Here is a 17645-nt window from a genome sequence, read left to right as displayed (position 1 = left end):
CCCGTTCTAGTGTAAAGAGGTACCAATGAAAAAATGGTTCCTATCACGAGGAGCCGGATGAGGGGAAACTCTCACGTCCGGTTTTGAAGACGAGTCAGTGAGGTGACTCACTGGCTTAGTTTAATAAGAATCTAGTAAAAAATCACTGTCTCGCCAAGTCTATTAATGACGCAGGTTGGTATCAATTCAGGAAATGGTTAGAGCATTTTGGAGTTAAGCTTGGTCGGATAACTGTTGCAGTAAATCCTGCCTATACTAGCCAGAGTTGCTCTGATTGCGGCGAGGTTGTCAAAAAGTCCCTATCTACTAGAACCCACACCTGTAAATGTGGTTGCCAGTTAGATAGAGATCACAATGCCGCTATTAATATCCGAAACAGAGCTATAAGTACGACGGGGCACGTCGGAACTTGGGTTATCGACCCGTTCGCGTAGCGGAGGCCGTAGGCCACGCTACGCGAACGGGTTCCCCGAAACGCTTCAGGAGATTTAGCCTCTACTCTTTCTGGTTCCGGCCTGATTGAGCAAGCTGGGTCGTTGATTGAAGAATCCCCGCTCCTTTAGGACGGGGAGTGTCAAAGCGTAGCGTCGATCAAGACCTAGGGGGCAAATAGGGTGAGATCAGTAGTGTGTTGAGGAAGGTCGTGGTAAGCGCCGTGGTAAGCGCCGTGGTAAACGCTGTGGTAAGTGCCCTTCTTTACCAGAATTGCTTGCACCTAGTCTGTATTCAAGTTTACTTTAGGTCGGAAATTTGTTGAAGCTGATTCATTAGTTATTTCACAGATCTTGATGGGATTGATAAGAATTAACTATTATTGGCGTTACTTCACAAAAAGTTCACAAATGCTATAACTGCTATTATAACTTAGTTTGTGGTGAATCTACAACCGTCGATTTTGACAATTTATTAGTAACAGCTTCATAACATGGGGATTCCACCATCAGAAAGTTCATGGTAGTCTGTTTCAGGATTATTAGTGATCTAACTAATAACCATTTGTGAGGAAATAACCATTTGTGAGGAGTTAATGGGCAAGTTTAAGTTATGTTACTGCGTTTGTTGCAGCACCATAATGCCTAAAACTGCCAATTATCTTAGACTACAGACCTATGAATGAAAAAATTTGGGGTGGCATCACCGTTTCTGTCCTAACAACAGTTCTCGGTGCAACAATATCAATTCCTGTCTCATCTGCTGAGACAGTTACTCAGACTGTGACAGGAAATTCTGATGCTCAACTGGCAGAAGAATTGCCATCTAGCGCAACTGCAGCAATAGAAAAACTACCAGCTCAGCCAACACCAGAGTTTCAAGTGGCTGAGTTTCCAGAGCAACTGAGAACTGCTAAACCTGATGAAATCATTACCAATATTTATGCTTATGAACTTGCAGGACGTCAGGCAGCTACACTGTATGTCCGTAGTATTCCTGTTCTGACTTTCCTAGGTTCACAGGAAATCAATGCTGACCCTACCAAAGACATAGTTGCTACTGAGGTTGAAAAGATAGCAACTCCGTCTTCTGTTGCCCCAGGCAACGCTACGATATCGGATGCGAATGGGTCAGAAAATGATTCAATCCGGCGGGCTCAAGTGGTTGCTGCTCGGATCAATGAACTTCATGGCAACAATGTCAATGCTGAGTCAATCACTGTCCGTTGGAATGGTTCCTACAAAAGCTACAGCATCCAAGTCAATGGCGAAGAATTAGTCAAAGTTGATGAGAATACAATTCTGCCAGATACCACCAAAGACCTGGCTGAAGATGCTCTACAAGCTACTAATCGATTGCGAAGGCTGATCGGTTACGCTCCCCCTCTCAAAGAAATTGCGGACTTACCGCCAGCACCAAAACCACGAACAGTACAGAAAGTAGCTAGGAGTACCACTCGTCGGCGAGTAAGAAGTCAGATGAGGGGTATGGCTTCATGGTATGGTCCAGGTTTCCATGGCCGCCGCACTGCCAGTGGTGAGCGATTTAATCAATACGCCCTGACTGCTGCTCATCGTACCTTGCGGTTTGGGACTAGGGTGCGGGTGACTAACATGAGAAATGGTCGCTCCGTCATTGTGCGAATTAATGACCGTGGACCGCACAGCAGAAATCGCGTTATTGACCTTTCCAGAGCAGCAGCCCGAGTTATCGGAGTTGAAAGATCTGGCACTGCTGCTGTGCGTCTAGAGGTTTTATATTAACTTCAATCTTTAACGGAAATGGGTAATGGCTAATGGGTAATGGCTAATCGTAATCCAATTCCCCATTCCCCATTTCCCATTTCCAAAGGTGAAAAAAAATTTGTTGCAGCTAGAGACAAGAATTAGTATCAGTATCATCTGTGTCTCTGCTTAAAGTAAGCATTCAGCTAATGCCCTAGGCTGAATGCTTATTGTTTAAGTGGATAGCCTAAGCCCAACTAAGCTATGAGGCTTCTAATTTATCTATTGAACGAAAAAAAGGTAGGGTCGCTCAGGCGGAGGAGAGAGGGTTGTGGGGTTTTTCACGCTGACTCAAAAATAGGCAATTTAAATGCGCCACAGCTTAATTATTTGTCTTGATGCAGTCGCTCATGGGGGAAACCACGGCAGTCGCTCATGGTTTGAAGTTACCGTAAGATAGGGTCGCCTTGTCAGCCATGCAAAGCGCGAGTGGGGGAAACCCCCTGTTCCCTTGCTGCATCGCTATTAACAAATATTTAACCCTTTTCTGCATAACCTGCTAACTATAAAGGCGACCCTATCTAAGGTTTCGTCTCCGGGGGAACCCCCAAGACCGCGCTGCCTCCCCAAGACCGTAATGGTGCGTTTTCCGTAGGCGAATTAAATTCGCCACGGGTCACACCTGAGGCATCGCTTTTTCAGAAACTCCAACTTTAACTAAACTTTAAAAATATATAACTTCACTCCTGGCTTAAGTTTGAGTTATTCGTAAACAAAAATAATTCGCTCGCTTGAGGATTTTAAGTAGTACTAAACTTGAATTTATTATTCTAAACTTTATAATAGTATTTGGTTAGTAGTGTAATATTAAACAAGTTTACTTTAAGCAAGTAAATCCAGGGCAATTTTGAGTGCTAATTTAGATTAATTTAGCACCAAAATGCCTGGAATAATAATGTTTTATCTACCTAACTATGACTCAAAAAAGTTGGAGTTGCATCACTGGTTCTTTGATAACAACAGTTTTGGGTACGTTGTTATCAACTGATATTTCATCAGCTAAGGGCTTTGACTACACAGCTAAAGATAGCCCTGACTTACCACTGATGGCAGGGGGGAAATCTCCCACAATTCAAGATGCTGACAAACTTTCAAGTCAACAAGTGCAGATGTTTGATGTTGCCGAGTTTCCAGCTCAATATAGAACTCTTGCTAGTTTAAGCTTACCAGCGCCTGAGCTAATCACTACTGACGGGATTCCAAAGTCAGAAGAGAAAATAGCTTCTCCGGATTCTAATCTCCAAGGAAACGCTATGCTTATCGGCTATGCTTCTTCTCTCAACAAAAGCAGTGCTTCAGCACAGACATGGCAACCACTAACAGTACCAACGATTGCAAGGCGTAGCCGTCGCCGAGTGCGATGGAGTGTAAGGGGGGTAGCTTCTTGGTATGGTTCAGCTTTTCATGGCAGGCGCACTGCTAGTGGCGAAAGATTCAATCAATATGCTCTGACTGCTGCTCATCGTACCTTGCAGTTTGGCACTAGAGTCAAAGTGACTAATCTCAGAAATGGTCGCTCCGTCATTGTCCGGATTAATGACCGTGGACCAAATGTCAGGGGTCGGATTATTGATTTGTCCAGAGGAGCTGCCAGAATAATTGGATTGGTCAGGTCTGGCACTGGGCCTGTGCATATAGAAATTCTTTATTGAATTAATTAGTTATTAGTTAATAGAAATATCCAAGAATTGTCAAGTAATTCTTGGAGGTTTCTATTTATTAAGACTATGTTGGTGACATACTCCAACACTGAATCAGAGATTACAGTGTTGGCTTCTTGCCAACTCCACCCAACGGTATCGGCTTTCGCCGACGCTGCGCGAACGGATACTCGGCAAGCTTTATTGACGACACGGGATGCCCCTCCGCACCGGAACAATACAACTCGTTCTATTTTCAGTTAGTATTTGCAGTTAGTAGGTGGCGGTTAGCTCTTAATTTTATTACCCTACTATTTTCAGTATAGACGGTAACAAACAAAGTATCAAAGTTCCTGTCCGCCATTCATCCCACGCCGACCTTGCTCCTACGGAGCCGCTACGCGAACGGTGCGGACGTGGGGCATAAGCGCGGATGAATCTAAACTCTAGAGTCTTATGCACCTGTTTACAACAACTGCTGGATTACACTGCTACTTAGAACGTCAAGGTCCTGGCAAGGAAGTGGGTCTGGTAACCACTATGGGAGCCTTGCACAAGGGTCACTTAAGCTTAATTGAGCGGGCAAGACGAGAAAATTCTCTGGTCATTGTTAGCATTTTTGTTAATCCTCTTCAGTTTGCACCGACAGAGGATTTTCAGGAGTACCCCCGTGGATTGGCTCAGGATCAAGAACTTTGCCAACAGATTGGAGTTGATGCAATTTTTGCTCCCACTGTGGATCAGTTGTATGGTGACAATCCAATGCCCACTGCGGACAAGGGTGATGAATTGACTCAAGTGATTCCACCTAAAACCATGACTTCTGTCCTATGTGGTGTCTCTCGTCCTGGTTTTTTTCAGGGTGTGGCAACTGTCGTGGTTAAGCTGTTGAATCTGGTACGACCAAACAGAGCCTATTTTGGTCAAAAGGATGCCCAACAGTTGGCAATCATTCAGCGTGTGGTGGCAGATTTTAAGTTACCAGTGACCATTGTGCCTTGTGCGATTGTGCGGGAAAAGTCGGGACTGGCGTGTAGTTCTCGCAATCAATACCTGACACCAGAGCAAAAATCCCAAGCATCATTACTCTATAAAGGGTTGCTTAGTGCTCAGAAAGCGTTTCAAGGTGGATTATGCGATCGCATCAATCTGATTGAGAGGGTTAGGTCAGAATTAGCTGGAACCCAGGATATCCAGGTCGAGTATGTGGAATTAGTACATCCTGTTACTCTGACCCCCCTCGAACAGGTTGAAGAGCAAGGATTATTAGCGATCGCAGTTCACTTAGGTACAACTCGTTTAATTGACAATATACTCCTGTCCCACCGTAAACCAATTGTGGCCATTGATGGTCCGGCTGGAGCTGGAAAATCTACCGTTAGCCGTTTGGTAGCCAAAGAATTAGGATTGATGTATCTTGATACTGGTGCTATGTACCGGGCTGTGACATGGCGGGTGCTCAAAGCAGGTATTGACTTGGAGGATGAGCCTGCGATCGCAGAATTAGTCAGTAAGTGTACAATTAATCTGAGTAATAATCAACCAGGAGAGTCTGGGATTCAGGTGTGGGTTGATGGAGAAGAAGTTACCCAGGTCATTCGTTCACAGTCCGTTACTGCCAAAGTTTCTACGGTGGCTGCCCTGAGTTCAGTACGCCGTGAGTTACTCAAACAACAACAACGCTGGGGTCGTCAAGGAGGAGTAGTGGCTGAAGGTCGTGACATTGGCACCCATGTCTTTCCCAATGCAGAAGTCAAACTATTCTTAACAGCTTCTGTCCAAGAAAGGGCACGCCGCCGTCAGCAAGACCTGAAAAACCGGGGGCAAGAGGTGAGCTTAGAACAGCTGGAGCAGGAGATTCAACAGCGCGACCTGAAGGACAGCACCCGTGCTGTAGCCCCCTTGCGCAAGGCAGCTGATGCTATTGAAGTACAAACCGATGGTATGAGTATTGCACAAGTTACCGATTGTCTTGTTAATATCTACTATCAGCAATTGTCACCAGATAGCTGACCGCTAATGTTAAACAGACAATTAAACAGACAATTAAACAGACAATTAGGCAACAGCTAGCCACCACTCTATAAGATGATGGTTAGTTAAAGATGATAATTTACTTTCCTGGTATTTTTGCAGGAGCAAAGGAGACCAATTTTGGCAAAACGTGAGGGCTTATTCTGGTCGCGCAGTACATGGATTATAATTGCTGCTCTTCTAAGTTGTATGGCTGCCTACAGCTTGAAAACAGGTCGATGGGCTAACCAAAATATTGCTGCACTAATCACTAGGCAAATGCCACAGCAGCAAACTGACTCAAAGAAAGTTGAAACGTTAACTAAGCAGCCAGATAAAGCTTTGGAGCAAGGTATTGCTAAATGGGCAGAGCAAGAGAGAGGCAAGCGGATTAACTATGTTCCTCCGCAATTTCGGGGAAAATATATCGAGGAAGTTGAGCTTAAAACTCCACAGAAAGTCATTGCTTTGACCTTTGACGATGGTCCTTGGCCGAAGATGACCAACGATGTGCTACACATCCTTAAAAAATATAATGTTAAGGCAACTTTCTTCGTGGTAGGGAGAAATGTTTATCTATATCCACAAGAGCTTCAGAAAATTGTGGACCATGGTCATGCTCTTGGCAACCATAGTTGGAACCATGCTTATTATTATCATAATCCTTTAGCAGCTGCTAAGGAAATTGATAACACCACAGCACGGATTTACAAAACTATTAACGTTAAGACCTCTTTGTTTAGACCCCCTGGGGGGATCATGAACAATGGCTTAGTGGCTTACGCCCGAAAAAAAAATTACGTGATTGTAAAATGGTCAGCTGACTCAGAGGATTACTCGGTAAACCAACGTCGGTTGACCTATAATGTGCTCCGCAGAGCAAAACCGGGAGGAATTGTGCTACTCCACGATGGTGGCGGCAATCGTTCTAAGACGATACGAGCTTTACCGGTAATTATTACTGAATTGAGAAAGCAGGGTTACCAGTTTGTGACCGTACCGGAATTGTTGGAGATGGCACAACAAGAGTTGGAGATGGCACAAAAAGAACAGAAGTGACATGTCATTATTTATCAACGGTTAATCCTTAGGTAAGCATTCAGCTATCAGCCGTCAGCCGTCAGCTTTTTAATAAAACAGGTAAGCCTTTGTTTAATCTCTTTTACGTCTGCTGCCAGGGATTCATAGTCTTGGGCTGATGGACTTTTCCCCCAGGTTAAATGCCTATAAATTTGTATTAAAAATTACAGTCAAAAAGTAAACAATAGTATCAAAAATCCATAATCAACCTGTTTATTCTCAATAAGCCCGATTCATTATCAATTATTTGCCCTGTTATCCTTGGTCAATTTGAGAGTACTCTACATTCTGGTTGTGTACGCAAATCCTCCTTTGATTTCTGTTCAAAGTCAGCGGAAAATTCGTTGACTTTGAACAAAAAAACTGCCTCTCTTGGTGCCCGTTCCCTTGGCGTTCGCGGAGCGGCGACCTAGGAGTTGGAAACCTCGCGCCTTGTCGCACCGCTTTAGGATGGGATTTATTCGAATTAAAAAAGTTAATCAGATTTTTGTATGTTACAATTTCTACCAAATTAGATGGGTTTACCCTGACTTATATCATGTCGGGATAATTACCCTTAATAAAAATCTCCCCATCCCCCCATCTCCCCATCCCCCCATCTCCCTATCTCCCCATCTCCCCACACCTCCCACCCTCCCCACCCTCCCCACTATCTCCTTAATTATGGGTATTCAACCAGACTTGATATTAGATGGGGGGATTTTTGATGCAGGAAAAGAAGTTACAAAGTTTTGTCCAAAGTGCAGTATCACTGGGGTATTCCTGAATCTGATCAGGAGGTTCAGGAATTGGGTATTCCTGAACCTCCTGATCAAGAGGCTCAGGAATTGGGTTAGGGGTTTCCTTAGTACTACTTCCCTCAGATGAAACTTCCTCCAATGTTTCCTCGGCATCTTTGAAGGGAGAGGACGAATCATTTTCTTTTTTTAGCTTCAACTCCCAAGAGTTACTTTGGCTAGCTACTTCCTCTAGGGTCTCTTGTACACCTGAATAGTTCTGGACAACCAATCTCCTGACGGGTGAAGCTTGATTTGGAAGTTTCATGCTGTTTTTTTCCCTTCTGAGATTTTGGATTTCATTAAGGGTGTTCAAACTACCCTGCCAGAAGAGTCGGACGGACGGGAAATTGCTGGCATCGCTAGGTGTTGCAGAATCCTTCCCAATTTTGTCCAAACTCCAGTATCACTGGGGTATTCCTGAATCTGATCAGGAGGTTCAGGAATGGGGTTAGGGGTTTCCTGAGTACTGCTTTGCCCAGATGAAACTTCCTCCAACTCAGATTTTGCACCATTCTCAAATGTTTTCTTGATATCTTTGAAGGGAGAGGAGGAATCATTTTCTTTTTTCAGCTTTAGCTTCAACTCCCAAGAGTTCCTTTGGCTAGCTACTTCCTCTAGGGTCTCTTGTACACCTGAATAGTTCTGGACAACAAATCTCCTGACGGGTGAAGCTTGATTTGGAAGTTTCATGCTCTTTTTTACCTATCTGGGATTTTGGATTTTATTAAGGGTGTTCAACCAGACTTTATATTATTCCTGATAGAACCCTGTGAGGAATACTGTATCATCAGAGATGTCTTGAATGGGTAAGGAAGCAGAACTCATTGATTTGTTGGGATTACATTTCAAGACGGACTCAAAGCATATGCAATTAAATAATACCCCACCAACAGAACTATCTGCTGGTGGGGGTAAAGGCTTTTGCCCTTACAAAGGGTATGCTATTAATCTGCATATCCCTAACTAAGTATTGAACGCCTCGAAAAATTCCAGTCTTGTTGAGAATGGAAACTTATTTTCAGGGGATACAGCCTTCTAGAACTTGCAATAAGGTAATTAATCGAGGTGCCCTAGTGGTGTACTTTGCTTTCTGCAGAAATGGTGGGCAACTTCTGGTTAGCAATATTGCCCAAATTGAGGAAATTCAGCAGAAGTGCCCACCTTACAGAACTACTTGATGATTAACTGGTTTAGAAGGGTAGGACTAGCCAATTCCTCTATTGATCCAGTAATGAATTATAGATGTGTAGTGAAAAGTTATTTATGCTTTAACAAGACCCGTTTTGTCTGCAGATACGGTAGGTACCGCCTGGCTGGTTTAGACACGCCCCACAATCATTAGTTACTGGGCAAGCTACCCTAATGTTATTCTGGGAACGCCATGCATTTGAATGACCATTGCGCGATCTCCTGCTACAGCAGGTTTCTGGGGTTAAATTTCCCTCAGCATTTTCATAGTTCCCGTTGCCATCAACACCTATATAACAGGTACCTTGTTGACTTGGCTTAATACCAGTCTTGAAGCCTAAATAAGTTTTTCCTAAGGAGCCCCGGCTAACGGGCTTAAATTGAACTGGAAGTTTCATGTTTATTGCTCCTTGTTTTAGTTAATTTGTCAATGGTTAGACAGAAACAGAGTCAGTTAGGAATGATTCCCTTCCACTTTCTGATCGCCTCAGCAAAGCAAAGCCAAATAACTGGCGCAAACTTTCTTGATGTTCTGGGGACGATAATAACGCCAGCAGTGCCTCAGGCAGGTCTAAACGCTGCAAACGCTGTCCTTCTTCTAGGAGAGAACGAAATTCAGTAGTTTCCCAACCTAATTGCCAAAAAAAGTTTGTCCCCTCGGCAGGAGCGAATTGAAGCTTGGCTTCACCATTAGCTGTAGCTTGATCCAGACTGTTTTGGATGAGCTGCAACCCACTATGGGAAGCCAGATCCGTGAGCCACCAACTAAACTGGGGCTGTGCCCACAAATCCCTAGCTAGGGCTGCAACTTGCTCAGGATTCAGATAGACAAGCAGCCCTTCCGTTACGATCAGTACCTTTTTTGTCTCAGAGCCAATGTCCCGAAAAAGGCGCTGCCTGGCCTGGGAATTGGTCACGTCAAGGGGAACAGATTTGAGTATACACCCCGGCTTGATGCCAGCCAGTTTACTAGCTTTGTAGTCTAAGACAGTAGGAAAGTCAATCTCGATCCACAGGAGTGAAGCTGGTAAAGGCAGACGGTAGGCACGGGTATCAAGTCCTGCTCCTAAGTTCAGAACTGCATCGACTCCCTCTAGTTCAATACTCTGGATAATCAACTCGTCCATAACACAGGTGCGCACGATACACCCAGGTGCGTGGGCCTCCTGCTGGGGCATTTGCTGCAAGACCTGCTTTCCTCGAGTTCCCGCCAAAATCCGGGCATAGGGATCCTGAAAATGAGCGTCTGGGCGATCGCTCTCCAGAACCCGATAGAAGGCTGTCAGGAAGGCCGTATCAGAGATGTCTTGAACGGGTAAAGAAGCAGAATTCATTGATTTGTTGGGCTTAAATTTTAAACGGGATTGAGGGTAACTCCACGCCCCACAATCCCGTTCGATTTTAACTACAACTTAACAATTAACTGGTATTCCGCCCCCCTGCGGTAGCCAAAAACCCCCATTCTTTGTATCACGTCGGGCACAACAAGCCACTTGATTAAAGTTATTTGTTCCCATGTTTATACCTTGGTTATCAAAGCATGTACCTAGTTGGCTTGCTTTAATACCGTTTTTTTGATTCGAGGAACCTACAAATAGGGAATCTCTGTTTATTGGTTTTGCTGAGATAGGCAATTTCATGATGTTTCTCCTTTCTATTTTTATTGGCTGTCTGTTTTAATTCTTAAGGCTCTATTTATACAGGCTCCTGAAGGATCATTCCTAGGAGACAATTAGTGCTAGATAAGAGAGCCTATAGCTGCGGTTAAAACTGGAGTTACAATTGGAGCTACAGCCTCTGTAACTTTAACAACGTCATCTATAGGGTCACTAGCTTCAACACCATTGACACCATTATTCAAGGACAGGGTAGTCCCGGAAACTTTTCGTTGAATGGGTGCAGTTTGTTTCGGTAATTTCATGATTATTTCTCCTGAAGTGGGCTGTTACTTACTTGATTAGATGTGAGTTTTCGCCTAACATATACCCTTACCAAGGGGGGACATGCCCAGCTTGAATGGGAAGTTCCATCACCGTGTCTCCTGAATCAAGTTTAATCAGATTCCCTGTGCGACCTCTTCAACATCTTCTGCTGTAAAGGAATAACCTTCTGCTTTACCGAGTTTGACTAGGACTTGTGCAAGGTGGCCTTTGTCAGTTGTTGTCTGTAGGTTCTCATTTAACGTTTGTTGCAAGGCTGGAGATTTTTTAACATCTGTCAAAAAGTGTTCCAGGCTTCCCTGGGCCAAGGTGTAAAATGCTGAGATCAGCTCCTCAACAGAATTAGCACTCCACGATCCAGGCATTGTCATCACATCTTGAGCGGTAAAGTTGTAACCACCCTGAGTTTTGGCGAGAGCCAGCAATTGTTCGACAAAGGCACCTTTATCCGTTATCTTGTTCAGTTCTGCTACCAGATTAGGGTCGTTTTGAACAACCCAGGAAAAATGTTGCAGGTTGCTTTGTTTCTGTAGCTTTGCCAGGAATTTGTCAACAATTTCAGTCAGTTTAACCGTCGGTTCAGGTTCTGAGGTAATCGGAGGTTTGCTTTTTTTTTTGGCTATTGTTCGATAAATTGCCTGGTGAATATTCATGGCTTTTCTTAATAAGTTGAATCCTGGAGTTAGTTAGTCGAGCCAACACCATCAAATCGGCGCTCAACTTCTAAGCTAAGCAATACTTCAACTCTAAAGCCCACCACAGGTAGTTGAGCATCTTGCTCTTGACTGTCCAGAGAATATCTGACAGCCACAGAAGTTGGCTGGCATCAAGAATCTCATGGGATTGTTATAGTTGGCACCATGAAGTAAATCAAATTTAAGATTGCGCAACTCATCCACTGCCCCTGCATCTATTAATATTTGCAGGTCTACTGTTGTGGAAGGGTCAATCAGGTCTGGTCTTTTAACGGGTACAGATTGCTTCGGTAGTTTCATAACTTGATCGCGTCATGGATGTTTACCTTTGTTGATGGGTCTGTAACTACCTAGCACAGACCAGTTTGCCTCATCAAATCCAATCAATTTGGACTCAGAATTTGAGGGTTACTTCCAAGCCTGATGCACCTGATGTCCCTCTCAGGATTTCCTCAAAGGCAGTAGTGCTAGGTTTAACCCCTTTCTCGTTAGATATTGCTGCTGAGGTGGAAGGACGTTGAACAGGTACAGCTTGCTTAGGACATTTCATGGCCGTTTCTCCTTTTTTAAAAAAAATATCTGACTAGAGGGCATCCCAAATTCTGGGTTGACCCATGGTCACCGGCATAATATCGCTGACATCAATTGTATATCGCAGGATTTTTTTGGCTCGTCTATCGTTTTCTGGGTCAAAGAACTTAAGCTTGACATCCCAGCAGTCTGAATCGACTCGGCAGAAGGGACTTCGTTCAACCCCAATGGTATCAAGCTGCATAGAGCCAGCACTTGAACTCGACGAAGTCTGTAGTACAGTCACTAAGGCATCTGCAAACTGAAATGCATTGGTCGCGGCATAGTTGAAAGCACGTTCTTGGGAGGTTTGACCAAGATTACGCAGATCGTAGTAAATGCGTTGTAGAAACGCTCTTAATGCATAATCGGTCGCCTCAATCAATTGATTCGACAGGCTTTCATCTATGCCGCCTGCCATAACTGCGTTAATGACATCCTGGATTAAGATCTCAATGTGCCAACCGTACAGTCCTCGCAGATTATACAGTTCAAGTACAGGAACAACTTGACCAGAGAATAGTTGAACGGTTTTACCTGTTAAGATTCCTGGGACTGAAACTTTATCGATGTATCCTTTGTTGTAATCGTTCTGGGCAATTTGTGGCAAAGCCTGCCCCTCTAGAAACTTGCTCAATTGCTTGTACACCAATTGAGCAGATGGACCTTTGGCCTCAATAGCATAAATGGGGGTCAGCTCTAGATTCAATGTCCAAATCAGGGATTGAGTTTCTGATAGGTTGTCTGTTCCCTCATTACGGCGGACTTCATAGTCGTTCTGGCTATCTAGCTGCAGATCACCATTGCCATCGAGTATGGGAGTACCCAGAAGATAGTTAGTCATCTGCCTCACATCAAATGGATTAGCAGGAACAGCAGTCTCAGTATTTTCATTCTCTGCTGAAACTTCTCTATTAACGTTTTGAGAATCCACTAAGGGCATCAGCTGCTTAAAGCTATCTTGACGAGCCTCTGTGCCAAAGTCATAGCCAATGGTGCCGATTGCGTAAACCAAAGCCTTTGACCCACTATCACAGCCACATCCCATGGAAGGGACGACACCGCTGGGGGTAACCCTACTAGAAGCAACGGTGTTAGCAGTCATAGCGGGTACCGCACCCATCTGCTGATAATGAACCGGCATTCCCTGTTGAACCGGCGTGGCCTGCTGAACCGGTGCAGTCTGAGCAGCGGGAACGACTCCCATCTGCTGATAATGAACCGGCATTCCCTGTTGAACCGGCGTGGCCTGCTGAACCGGTGCAGTGTGAGCAGCGGGAACGACGCCCATCTGCTGATAATGAACTGGCATTCCCTGTTGAACTGGCATTCCTTGCTGAACCGGTGCAGTGTGAGCAGCGGGAACGACGCCCATCTGCTGATAATGAACCGGCATTCCCTGTTGAACCGGCATGGCTTGCTGAATAGGTGCAGTGTGAGCAGCGGGAACCACTCCCATCTGCCCATGATGAACTGGATGAACGGGCATCCCTTGCTGAACCGGTTCATTATAGGCAGCGGGAACCACTCCCATCTGCTGATAATGAACCGGCATTCCCTGTTGAACGGAAGCAGCGGGAACCACTCCCATCTGCCCATGATGAACTGAATTAACTGGCATCCCTTGCTGAACCGGTGCAGTGTGAGCAGCGGGAACCACTCCCATCTGCTGATAATGAACCGGCATTCCCTGTTGAACTGGCATGGCTTGCTGAATAGGTGGAGTGTGAGCAGCGGGAACGACTCCCATCTGCCCATGATGAACTGGATGAACGGGCATGGCTTGCTGAACCGGTTGATTATAGCCAGCGGAAACCACTCCCATCTGCTGATAATGAACCGGCATTCCCTGTTGAACCGGCATTCCTTGCTGAACCGGTTGATTATGGCCAGGGGGAACCACTCCCATCTGCTGATAATGAACTGGGTGAACTGGCATCCCTTGCTGAACCGGTGCAGTCTGTGCAGCGGGAACGACTCCCATCTGCCCATGATGAACGGGCATGGCCTGCTGAACCGGTGCAGTCTGTGCAGTAGCTTCTACAGTCATTTGTCCAGAAGTAGCACTGGGGACAACCCTCGTTTCGTAGACTTGCTGCTGATAAGCCGATTCAGCCGAACCCAAATTACTGGCTTCACTGGGTTGCATTCTTTCCACCTCCCAATTCTGATTGGACATTTCTTGTGTTTCCCCTTTAGTAATCAACTCATATGCTCCAGGAATATTGAGACGACCTGCCAGACAACGACGAGCATCTGGAACTGTATCTGGGTGGCAAGGTAAGGCACTTTCAAGCAGTGCCTGACGGATGAAGTGAGGATCGGGTTTTTCTCCTCGTTTGAGCTGGATGCTCATTAACAGTGCTACCAGCCCAGATACAATTGGAGTCGCAAAGCTAGTCCCAAATTTTAGGGTGGTACCTCCACCAAGCATGGCTCCCAAGATGTTTTCACCAGGAGCCAAGATTCCCTGGTTTTGGTAAGCCTGACCCCAATTACTAAAATCGATTGGCAATCCCTGGTCATTCATTGCACCCACAGCCAGCACCGAGGGCAAAGCTGCCGGAACATGAAGACATTCACAGGCATTATTTCCCGCTGCTGCAACGATTAAAACACCATTCTCATGACAGTGACGGACAGCTTTTTCCAAAATGGGGTCTGCTGCACCAGATTCACTGAGTTCGCCTCCACTGATATTTATGACATTAGCTCCTTGTTCAACTGCCTGATTAATTGCTCGAGCTAGGTCTATTTGCAACAGTGAACGATTCTGACGATCAGAGAATACTGGCACAATCAGCCCACGACAACCGGGGGCAATTCCCTGAACTGGACTACCATGCTGCCCAAAAATTACGCTGGCAATGTGAGTACCATGACTAGCCATCTTCCCCACAGGAGCATCTGAAACCAGTGTAGGCAGCTTGATTAGCTGGGCCCCTTGAAAGCTGGGATGAGATAGATCAACTGATCCGTCCAGAACGGCTACACATACGCGCGAATCCCCAATAGATTCATCCCACAAAGATTGAATTCCAGGCAATTTTGACGCTGAGTAGTTAAACATCTATTGCTTATCCAGAGAAATGCTAGCGAGAAGGGAGTCCTTTAACCTCCCGTCTTCAGGGGAGATTTAGTGAAGCTACTAGCGCTGGAATCCCTTAGCGACTGCCGCGCAGCGCCCTATAGCTTTCACCCCGATCGCAATTATATACACTCCTCTCAAGAAATGGTGAATATATTAAGAAATGTTGAATACATTCACAAAATTTGACATTAAGACAGAAGAAGAAGTTGATTCCTATTGACAGGAAATTACCTCAACATCGGCTCAGTATTTCAATATAAATATTACCTGGTAAACCTGGAAATGTTTCTAAAAAATTATCTCAAAATTAAAATTTCTCGATTAAATGTAACAGGATATAAACTATCAAATCCGCAGAATTTTTAATTCGAATTCCATTGCAATACTTAGTAATTAATCTATCCAAATTCAAAGGCATTTTGAGGAATTTCCAGAGCAATTCTATTTGCCCCTGCTGTCGATAAAGAAATGCGCTACGCGCACGCTACGGGATCAGCAATATCTTGATTAGTAGGGTGGGCAGTGCCTACCAACGCCCTTTGCAAGCTTGATGATCTGTCTGAGGCACTGCCCACCCTACATCAACTTGCTATGATTGTTTTTTGGGTATTAAATAGTTCAATTGTTCTATTTTAGTGCAAGCCTTATCCTACAAGGATTACAGGGAATTTACGAATCAGCTCTTAGGAAACGCGATCGCTCCCAACCTAACTCAAGTAAGCGAGAATGCCACCGCTATCGCTAAAATCATCCTCACGCTTGCTCCCATAGTCCAGAAGCCCTCTCAAACACCTTTCAGGTATACTCCGATTACCAACCTTTTTGATAAATTGCCCTACAAAGAACACCTCCTCAATCAAGGGGATTTGGTATGACTATCGACTACTGGCAAAATACTTGCTGCACTGCTTTAACTATTCTGTTAAGATCGGTCATCTCCAATTCTGGATAGACTGGTAAAGATAATAACTTTTCCACGATTTGCTTTGCTATTGTTAATCGTCCTACCCGATGAGGTAAACCATTTTGATAAACAGGTTGATCTGGAATCAATTTCGGATATATTCTCATAGTTTCGATGCCAACAGAATTTAAGTGGTCTTCTAATTTCTGTCTTGTCTGGACTGAATCCGTTATAACAGTGTATAGATAATAAACATGAGTCCGCCCTGGATCAACAAAAGGAATCTGTATTGGTAAACCCTCAAAATGAGCGTTGTAATAATTAGCAATATAATTACGACCTTGGTTCCACTCTTCTAAGAATTTTAATTCTAAATTTATTAATGCGGCTGTAAACTCTCCCATACGCCCTCTTAGCCCAAACACCTCGTGATTATAACGATTTCCAGGGATTCTACCTAAATCACATAAACGAAGGACTTGTGATACATTCTTTGTATCTTGCATTGTTATCATGCCACCATCTTCTAATCCGCCTATATTTTTGCCATTATAGAAAGAAAAACAACCAAAATCTCCCATACTACCAGCATAGTTGCCATGATAAGTAGCCCCATGTGCTTGTGCGCAATCTTCAATAATTTTTAGATTGTACTTTTTAGCTATATCCAGTAATCTGTCCATATCAGCCATTTGCCCATACATATGTACTGGGATAATAGCTACGGTTTTGCTAGTAATAGAATCCAAGACTGCATCTGGATTAATGGTTAATGTTTTGGGGTCTATATCTACAAATACTGGAATACCTCCGACTGCATTTACAGCATAAGCTGTTGAAATAAATGTTAATGAAGGCACTATTACTTCATCACCTGGATTGATTCCAGCACACATGAGTGCTATTTGCAAAGAGATAGTTCCAGATGATGTGGCAATTCCGGTTGTCCCCCATAAATCTTTTATCGATTTTTCAAGAGCAATAACACGATTTCCGCGTCCTGTATATTTTCCAGATAAAATGACTTCGTCAAATAACTCAAGAATCTGGTTTTTGAGAAACTCAAAGCGAAGACTATACCCTTCAAAGGGAATTTTGGCTCTACCGAACCTAGTGTCTATAAAACCGCGCTTATTCCCGACTAGCTCTGATTGGATGGGGTTTTTAGAAAAAATCATTCTATTAAAAACTCAAATTACCGCCCAATCAGGATTATACTACAGCAATCCTAAATCATTTATTTGTAAAATCAGCATCTGGAATCGTTGCTGGGCAAGGGTTATAGCGATGGCTTTTGCCAATATATTTCACGAATCATTTAGGACTGATATAATAATTTTATAACATTTTTACACAGCCAGTTCGGTATAGCCAATTTAATTAGTTAAATTTTACTTAAATTCAACTAATTAAACCAGGGTAAATGCAATAAAAAATAGCTCCCAATGTGCATTGGGTGTATATCCGTTGATCGTGGCTCGAAACCCCTATAATCTCGTAGAACTATACTCGCAATAGAGTTAAGTTGA

General features: G+C 44.2%; 17 protein-coding genes and 2 pseudogenes. 7 read left to right on the top strand and 12 right to left on the bottom strand.

What is annotated here, in order from left to right; translation table 11 throughout:
* Positions 1-125: 125 nt before the first annotated feature.
* The 3 genes and pseudogenes from F6J99_RS26270 to F6J99_RS26260 form a co-directional block, all read left to right on the top strand.
* Positions 126-563: pseudogene (locus F6J99_RS26270) on the top strand (transposase); the annotation flags it as partial.
* A 546-nt stretch (positions 564-1109) separates the two neighbouring features.
* Positions 1110-2195 (top strand): septal ring lytic transglycosylase RlpA family protein, encoded by a 1086-nt coding sequence (locus F6J99_RS26265; RefSeq protein ID WP_293116752.1) that lies wholly within the window; start codon positions 1110-1112, stop codon positions 2193-2195.
* 935 nt (positions 2196-3130) lie between these two features.
* A complete protein-coding gene (locus F6J99_RS26260; protein WP_293116750.1) occupies positions 3131-3868 on the top strand; it encodes a septal ring lytic transglycosylase RlpA family protein in 738 nt (245 codons plus the stop codon).
* A 5-nt stretch (positions 3869-3873) separates the two neighbouring features.
* On the opposite strand, the gene F6J99_RS26255 is transcribed toward F6J99_RS26260, so the two are convergent.
* Positions 3874-4095 carry a hypothetical protein gene (locus F6J99_RS26255; RefSeq protein ID WP_293116747.1) on the bottom strand — a complete coding sequence of 74 codons (222 nt, stop codon included), beginning with the start codon at positions 4093-4095 and terminating at the stop codon, positions 3874-3876.
* A gap of 217 nt (positions 4096-4312) precedes the next feature.
* On the opposite strand from F6J99_RS26255, the gene F6J99_RS26250 reads away from it, so the two are divergent.
* Together F6J99_RS26250 and F6J99_RS26245 are read left to right on the top strand one after the other, a co-directional pair.
* Positions 4313-5869, top strand: coding sequence for a bifunctional pantoate--beta-alanine ligase/(d)CMP kinase (locus F6J99_RS26250; RefSeq protein WP_293116744.1), 1557 nt, complete (start codon positions 4313-4315; stop codon positions 5867-5869).
* Positions 5870-6010: 141 nt separating this feature from the next.
* Positions 6011-6928: a polysaccharide deacetylase family protein gene (locus tag F6J99_RS26245; protein ID WP_293116742.1), complete on the top strand. Its 918-nt coding sequence runs from the start codon at positions 6011-6013 to the stop codon at positions 6926-6928.
* A gap of 708 nt (positions 6929-7636) precedes the next feature.
* Here the strand turns inward: F6J99_RS26245 and F6J99_RS26240 are convergent.
* Both F6J99_RS26240 and F6J99_RS26235 read right to left on the bottom strand, forming a co-directional pair.
* On the bottom strand, positions 7637-7993 hold the full coding sequence (locus F6J99_RS26240; protein WP_293116739.1) for a hypothetical protein: 357 nt from the start codon (positions 7991-7993) through the stop codon (positions 7637-7639).
* A gap of 44 nt (positions 7994-8037) precedes the next feature.
* Positions 8038-8418 carry a hypothetical protein gene (locus tag F6J99_RS26235; protein WP_293116736.1) on the bottom strand — a complete coding sequence of 127 codons (381 nt, stop codon included), beginning with the start codon at positions 8416-8418 and terminating at the stop codon, positions 8038-8040.
* A 112-nt stretch (positions 8419-8530) separates the two neighbouring features.
* On the opposite strand from F6J99_RS26235, the gene F6J99_RS26230 reads away from it, so the two are divergent.
* The gene (locus tag F6J99_RS26230; RefSeq protein ID WP_293116733.1) at positions 8531-8695 is read left to right on the top strand and encodes a hypothetical protein; all 165 of its coding nucleotides are present in this window, start codon (positions 8531-8533) and stop codon (positions 8693-8695) included.
* A gap of 301 nt (positions 8696-8996) precedes the next feature.
* On the opposite strand, the gene F6J99_RS26225 is transcribed toward F6J99_RS26230, so the two are convergent.
* The 8 genes and pseudogenes from F6J99_RS26225 to F6J99_RS26185 form a co-directional block, all read right to left on the bottom strand.
* Complete coding sequence (locus F6J99_RS26225; RefSeq protein WP_070395724.1) at positions 8997-9314, bottom strand: hypothetical protein; 318 nt, start codon at positions 9312-9314, stop codon at positions 8997-8999.
* A gap of 36 nt (positions 9315-9350) precedes the next feature.
* Entirely contained in the window at positions 9351-10250 is a 900-nt protein-coding gene (locus F6J99_RS26220; protein ID WP_293116730.1) for an SAM-dependent methyltransferase, read from the bottom strand.
* Between the two features lie 404 nt (positions 10251-10654).
* Complete coding sequence (locus tag F6J99_RS26215; protein ID WP_070395721.1) at positions 10655-10837, bottom strand: hypothetical protein; 183 nt, start codon at positions 10835-10837, stop codon at positions 10655-10657.
* A 135-nt stretch (positions 10838-10972) separates the two neighbouring features.
* The gene (locus tag F6J99_RS26210) at positions 10973-11509 is read right to left on the bottom strand and encodes a Nif11-like leader peptide family natural product precursor (protein WP_293116726.1); all 537 of its coding nucleotides are present in this window, start codon (positions 11507-11509) and stop codon (positions 10973-10975) included.
* A 93-nt stretch (positions 11510-11602) separates the two neighbouring features.
* Positions 11603-11851, bottom strand: coding sequence for a cyanobactin biosynthesis system PatB/AcyB/McaB family protein (locus F6J99_RS26205; RefSeq protein WP_293116724.1), 249 nt, complete (start codon positions 11849-11851; stop codon positions 11603-11605).
* A 94-nt stretch (positions 11852-11945) separates the two neighbouring features.
* Complete coding sequence (locus tag F6J99_RS26200; protein WP_008179625.1) at positions 11946-12101, bottom strand: hypothetical protein; 156 nt, start codon at positions 12099-12101, stop codon at positions 11946-11948.
* A 33-nt stretch (positions 12102-12134) separates the two neighbouring features.
* A complete protein-coding gene (locus F6J99_RS45720; protein WP_365974209.1) occupies positions 12135-15191 on the bottom strand; it encodes a S8 family serine peptidase in 3057 nt (1018 codons plus the stop codon).
* A gap of 340 nt (positions 15192-15531) precedes the next feature.
* Positions 15532-15678 (bottom strand): annotated as a pseudogene (locus F6J99_RS26185) (IS4 family transposase); the annotation flags it as partial.
* 169 nt (positions 15679-15847) lie between these two features.
* On the opposite strand from F6J99_RS26185, the gene F6J99_RS26180 reads away from it, so the two are divergent.
* The gene (locus F6J99_RS26180; RefSeq protein WP_293116721.1) at positions 15848-16087 is read left to right on the top strand and encodes a hypothetical protein; all 240 of its coding nucleotides are present in this window, start codon (positions 15848-15850) and stop codon (positions 16085-16087) included.
* A gap of 7 nt (positions 16088-16094) precedes the next feature.
* Here F6J99_RS26180 and F6J99_RS26175 read toward each other — a convergent pair whose 3' ends face one another.
* Positions 16095-17294 (bottom strand): DegT/DnrJ/EryC1/StrS family aminotransferase, encoded by a 1200-nt coding sequence (locus F6J99_RS26175; protein ID WP_293116719.1) that lies wholly within the window; start codon positions 17292-17294, stop codon positions 16095-16097.
* Between the last annotated feature and the right edge of the window lie 351 nt (positions 17295-17645).

Source organism: Moorena sp. SIO4G3 (genome assembly GCF_010692305.1).
GTDB lineage: Bacteria > Cyanobacteriota > Cyanobacteriia > Cyanobacteriales > Coleofasciculaceae > Moorena > Moorena producens_A.
This window is presented reverse-complemented; position numbering and strand designations above follow the sequence as displayed.